This is a genomic window from Longimicrobium sp. (genome assembly GCA_036377595.1).
Taxonomy (GTDB): Bacteria; Gemmatimonadota; Gemmatimonadetes; order Longimicrobiales; family Longimicrobiaceae; genus Longimicrobium.
Genome location: DASUYB010000137.1, coordinates 1 through 5,004 on the forward strand (window position 1 = coordinate 1; position 5,004 = coordinate 5,004).

The window sequence follows — 5,004 nt, forward strand, 5'->3', positions numbered from 1 at the left end:
CCATCTCCACGCCGACCACTTCCTGGGGGTGATCGGCCTGCTGCGCACGCTCGGGCTCCAGGCGCGCGAGGAACCCGTCGATCTGTGGGCGCCGCGCGGGACGGAGCCGATCCTCAAGGCGGCCGTGGAGCTGGGCGTGGAGCGCGTGCCGTTCGAGGTGCGCATCAACGGCGTGGAGGCGGGCGAGAAGGTGGCGCGCGACGGCTACGACGTCGTCCCCTTCAAGGTGTCGCACGGGGGGAAGGCGTTCGGCTGGGCCATCGTGGAGCACGAGCGCCTGGGCCGCTTCAACGCCGCGAAGGCGCGCGAGATGGGGATCCCCGAGGGCCCGCTGTGGGGGAAGCTGCACCACGGCGAGTCCGTGGAGGTCGACGGGCGCGTGATCACCCCGGCGGACGTCGTCGGGGCGCCGCGCGCCGGGCGCAAGCTGGTGATCAGCGGCGACACGCGCCCCTGCCAGTCCACGCGCGAGATCGCCGCGAACGCCGACCTGCTGATCCACGAGGCCACCTTCGCGCAGGACGAGGCCGAGCGCGCCGCGCACACCGGCCACTCCACCGCCCGCGAGGCAGCCGAGGTGGCCGCGAGCGCCGGCGTCCTGCGGCTCGTCCTCACCCACTTCTCCCCCCGCTACGCCGACGACCCGCGCTGGCTGGAGAAGGAGGCGCGCGCCGTCTTCCCCGAAGTGACGGCCGCCTACGACGGGCTGACGATCGAGGTGCCCTTCCGGCCGGAGTGACGGGGCGTGCGGATCATCGCATCGACACGGGCCCGCTCCCTCCACGGAAGCGGGCCCGTTCGCGTGCGGAGGTGCTTGCGGCGTGCGGGGATTCCAGCCTACATAGCGAACGCGTCCGGAATCGATTCGACGATTACGGGGATTTGGATGGACGAGCGAGAGATTGAGACCCGCCGCGTGCTGCGCCACTTCGTGGCGGCGCTCGCGTACCGCACGCAGAAGGCGCTGCGCGATGCGCCGCCGGAGTTCGCGGACTTCCACGCGGGCGCCGGCGCGCGTACGCCGCGCGAGCTCGTGCGCCACATGGCCAGCGTGCTCGGTTACGCGCGCACGTTCTTCGTCGGCGGCGTCTACCAGGCGGAGCCGCTGGAAAGCTTCGAGGCGGAGATCGAGCGCTTCCACGCCATGGTCGCGGACGTCTCGCAGCACCTCGCGCGAGGCGACGCGCTGAACGGGCTCACCTTTGACCAGCTGCTGCAGGGGCCGTTCTCGGACGCGATGACGCACGCCGGCCAGATCGCGATGCTGCGGCGGCTGGCGGGCGCGCCGGTGGCGTCGGAGAACTTCCTCTTCGCCGACATCTCCGCGGACCGGCTCGGCTCGTCGCAGGCCCTCCCGTCGGCGCCTGATCCCGCGTGGATGGGCGCGGTGGTGCGCGGCGCGTGGCGCATCGCGCGGTGGCAGGCGCGGGTGACGGAGCGGCTGCGGCGCGCGCGCGGACGCTGACTCTCACCGATCGACATTCATCCCCATCCCCTCAACATTGAACCGCCTCGACAAATTCATCGCCGCGCACCGGGAGATGATCCGCCGCGCGCTGCTCGTCGCCGCCCTCGCGCTACCGGCGCTGGCGATCGTGGGAGCGGTGCTGATTTGGGCGCGCGTCGTCGACCTGGGGGCGCGCTCCGACGCGGCGGCGACGTTCCTGGTGCTGTACTACGGACCGTTGTTCGTCGCCGCGCCGCTCTGGGTGCGCGAGCGGCTGGACCTCGGCGGCTGGGCGCGCATCGTCGACGGGGGCGTGCTGGTCCTGGCGTTCGCGCGGATGACGGGCGGTGAGGTCCTGCCTTACTCCGGCCATATGCTCTTCCTCACCTACTCGCTGCTCGCGACTCCCATTTCCGCGCGCTATCGTCTGCTCGCGGTTGCGCTGCTGGCGGAGACGACCGTGTTCAAGCTCTGGATCTGGCGCGACTGGAGATCGTGGCCGCTGGGCTTGATTCTCGGCCTTGCCGCCGCCTTCATGTGGTGGGCGTCCAATCGCGGACGCGGGCCGGAGGAGACGCTACAGCCGGGAAAGGAGACGGCACGATGACCGACACGTCGCCGCAGGCGCAGCTCGACGGGTTCCTGGCGAAGTACACGCCGGAGGTCACGGCGGAGGCGGTGGCCGCGCTCGAGCGGCTGCGCGCGCAGGTGCCCGGCGCGGTGGAGATGGTGTACGACAACTACAACGCGCTGGTGATCGGCTTCGGCGCCACGGAGAAGGCATCGGAGGCGGTGCTTTCGATCGCGGTGATGCCGCGGTGGGTCACGCTCTGCTTCCTCACCGGGACGAAGATCCCCGATCCGCACGGCCTGCTGCAGGGCTCCGGAAACGTCGCCCGGCACGTGAAGCTCGGCTCGGCCGCGGACGTCGACCGCCCCGAGATCCGCGAGCTGATCGGCCACGCGGTCGCATCATCCCCCCAGCCGTTCGACACCGGCGGCCCCGGGCGGATGGTGATCAAGTCCATCTCCGCGAAGCAGCGACCGCGGCGGCCGGCGGAGAAGGGTGTTCCCCCGCCGCGTCCATCCTGATCCGCACGCCCATCTCCATCCCCCGACACCCCGTTGTCGAATTCCGGCTCCCCTGGACGACTATCCGGCGACCACGGCCGTTCACACCCGTTCCGGAGGGGAGCCATGAAGTACCTGTGCCTGATCTACGACGACGAAGCGCGGCTGGCGGCGCGCACGCCCGACGAGGCGGCCGCGTTCACGCGCGAGTACATGGAGTTCACGCAGGGGCTGCGCGACGGCGGCCACCACCGCGCAGGCGAGGCGCTGCAGCGCACGGACACGGCGACGACGGTGCGCGTCCGCGACGGGCGGGTGTCGTCCACCGACGGGCCGTTCGCGGAGACGAAGGAGCAGCTGGGCGGCTTCTACCTGGTCGAGGCGCGCGACCTGAACGACGCCATCCAGGTGGCGGCGCGCATCCCCTCCGCGCGCTACGGCAGCGTGGAGGTGCGCCCCGTGGTCGACTTCTCCCGACCGTAGCGGGTCCGCGTCACGGGGATGTCGATTTCGGGCATCCCCGGACGACCATCTGTGCCCACATCCCCATCACCCCGCTTACGGGAGATCGAAATGCGCTACCTGTGCCTGATCTACGACGAGGAAGCCAAGCTCGCGGCGATGCCGCAGGAAGAGTCGCAGGCGTTCATGCGCGAGTACTTCGGGTTCACCAACGGCGTCCGCGAGAGCGGCCACTACGTCGCCGGCGAGGCGCTGCAGCCGGTGGCGACGGCCACGACGGTGCGCGTCCGCGACGGCCGGGTGTCGGCCACGGACGGGCCGTTCGCGGAGACGAAGGAGCAGCTGGGCGGGTTCTACCTGATCGAGGCGCGCGACCTGGACGACGCCATCCAGGTGGCGCAGCGGATCCCGTCCGCGCGCACCGGGAGCATCGAGATCCGCCCGGTGGTGGACTTCAGCCAGCAGCGGCCGTCGTCGTGACGGGGGTGGACCGGGATGCGGCCGGGCGCGCGCGCGAGGCGGTGGACGCCGTCTACCGCACCGACTCGCGCCGCGTCCTGGCCACGCTCATCCGCCTGCTGGACGGCGACTTCGACCTGGCCGAAGAGGCGCTGCACGACGCGTTCGCCGCGGCGCTGCAGCGCTGGCCGCGCGACGGCATCCCCGCCAACCCGCGCGCGTGGCTCGTCTCCGCCGGCCGCTTCAAGGCGATCGACGCGATGCGGCGCCGCGCCCGCTTCGACGCGCGCCTGGCCGACGTCGCCGAGCACCTGGCTTCCAGCCGCACCGATCAGGAGCTGGGGGATGAAGATGGCGTCGAGGACGACCGGCTGCGGCTCGTCTTCACCTGCTGCCACCCCGCCCTGGCGCCCGACGCGCGGATCGCGCTGACGCTGCGCGAGGTCTGCGGGCTGACCACGGAGGAGATCGCGCGCGCGTTCCTGGTTCCCGCGCCCACGCTGGCGCAGCGGATCGTGCGCGCGAAGGCCAAGATCCGCGACGCGCGCATCCCCTACCGGGTGCCGCAGCGCGCCGACCTGGCCGAGCGGCTGGACGGCGTGCTGCACGTGGTCTATCTCGTGTTCAACGAGGGATATTCGGCCTCGTCGGGAGATTCGCTCACGCGCCCGGACCTTTCCGGCGAAGCGATCCGTCTCGGCCGGCTGCTGGTCGAGCTCCTCCCCGAGCCCGAGGCCGAGGGACTGCTTGCGCTGATGCTGCTGCACGAGTCGCGGCGCGCCGCGCGCACCACGGCGGACGGCGAGCTGGTGCTGCTGGACGAGCAGGACCGCGCGCTGTGGGACCGCGCGCTGATCGCGGAAGGGTGCGCGCTGGTGGAGCATGCGCTGCGGTCGCGCCGCTTCGGCCCGTACGCGCTGCAGGCCGCCATCGCCGCCGTCCACGCCGAGGCGGCGACGGCGGAGGCGACCGACTGGCCGCAGATCGTCGGCCTCTACGACGTGCTGCTGCGCGCCGACCCCTCGCCCGTGGTCGAGCTGAACCGCGCCGCGGCCATCGCCATGCGCGATGGTCCCGCCGCCGGCCTCGCGCTCGCCGACGCCATCCTCGCCCGCGGCGACCTGGACGACTATCACCTCGCCCACGCCGCCCGCGCAGACCTCCTCCGCCGCTTGGGACGAGTCGATGAGGCCCGCGCCGCCTACGAGCGCGCCCTCGCCCTCGCGCGTCAGGAGCCCGAGCGGCGATTCCTCTCCCGGCGGCTGACGCAGCTCGATGGATGAATCCTGGAAAGAATTTTTCTCACGCAGAGTTAGCAGGGTCAGCAGAGGAAGAGCTGCACAGGCGTTCGACAGCACCGTTTTACACGTTGGCCATAAGAGGTTGAACAGCAACAAGATACAACAAGACCCCGTCGGACGCGTGTACAACGCGTCCGGCGGGGTCTGAATCGAGGCAAGTGCTTACACAGGTGTAACTTGAAGGATTTTCGGAGGCAGCGGGACCTTGCAACAATTCAAAAGATCCCGCTCCTCTCTGGCGAGGACCTTCGTCTGGAGGACCGC

General features: G+C 71.2%; 7 protein-coding genes. All 7 read left to right on the forward strand.

Annotated features, from left to right (window positions below; translation table 11 throughout):
- A partial coding sequence (locus tag VF092_24780) for an MBL fold metallo-hydrolase (GenBank protein HEX6750528.1) occupies positions 1-739 on the forward strand: 739 nt, incomplete at its 5' end.
- Positions 740-886: 147 nt separating this feature from the next.
- A complete protein-coding gene (locus tag VF092_24785) occupies positions 887-1,465 on the forward strand; it encodes a hypothetical protein (GenBank protein ID HEX6750529.1) in 579 nt (192 codons plus the stop codon).
- A 37-nt stretch (positions 1,466-1,502) separates the two neighbouring features.
- Positions 1,503-2,054 (forward strand): hypothetical protein, encoded by a 552-nt coding sequence (locus VF092_24790; protein HEX6750530.1) that lies wholly within the window; start codon positions 1,503-1,505, stop codon positions 2,052-2,054.
- Positions 2,051-2,539, forward strand: coding sequence for a DUF1801 domain-containing protein (locus VF092_24795; protein HEX6750531.1), 489 nt, complete (start codon positions 2,051-2,053; stop codon positions 2,537-2,539). The genes VF092_24790 and VF092_24795 overlap by 4 nt, the downstream gene beginning before the upstream one ends.
- 105 nt (positions 2,540-2,644) lie before the next feature.
- Complete coding sequence (locus tag VF092_24800; protein ID HEX6750532.1) at positions 2,645-3,001, forward strand: YciI family protein; 357 nt, start codon at positions 2,645-2,647, stop codon at positions 2,999-3,001.
- A 90-nt stretch (positions 3,002-3,091) separates the two neighbouring features.
- The gene (locus VF092_24805; protein ID HEX6750533.1) at positions 3,092-3,460 is read left to right on the forward strand and encodes a YciI family protein; all 369 of its coding nucleotides are present in this window, start codon (positions 3,092-3,094) and stop codon (positions 3,458-3,460) included.
- On the forward strand, positions 3,457-4,722 hold the full coding sequence (locus VF092_24810; protein HEX6750534.1) for an RNA polymerase sigma factor: 1,266 nt from the start codon (positions 3,457-3,459) through the stop codon (positions 4,720-4,722). The genes VF092_24805 and VF092_24810 overlap by 4 nt, the downstream gene beginning before the upstream one ends.
- The last annotated feature ends 282 nt before the right edge of the window (positions 4,723-5,004 follow it).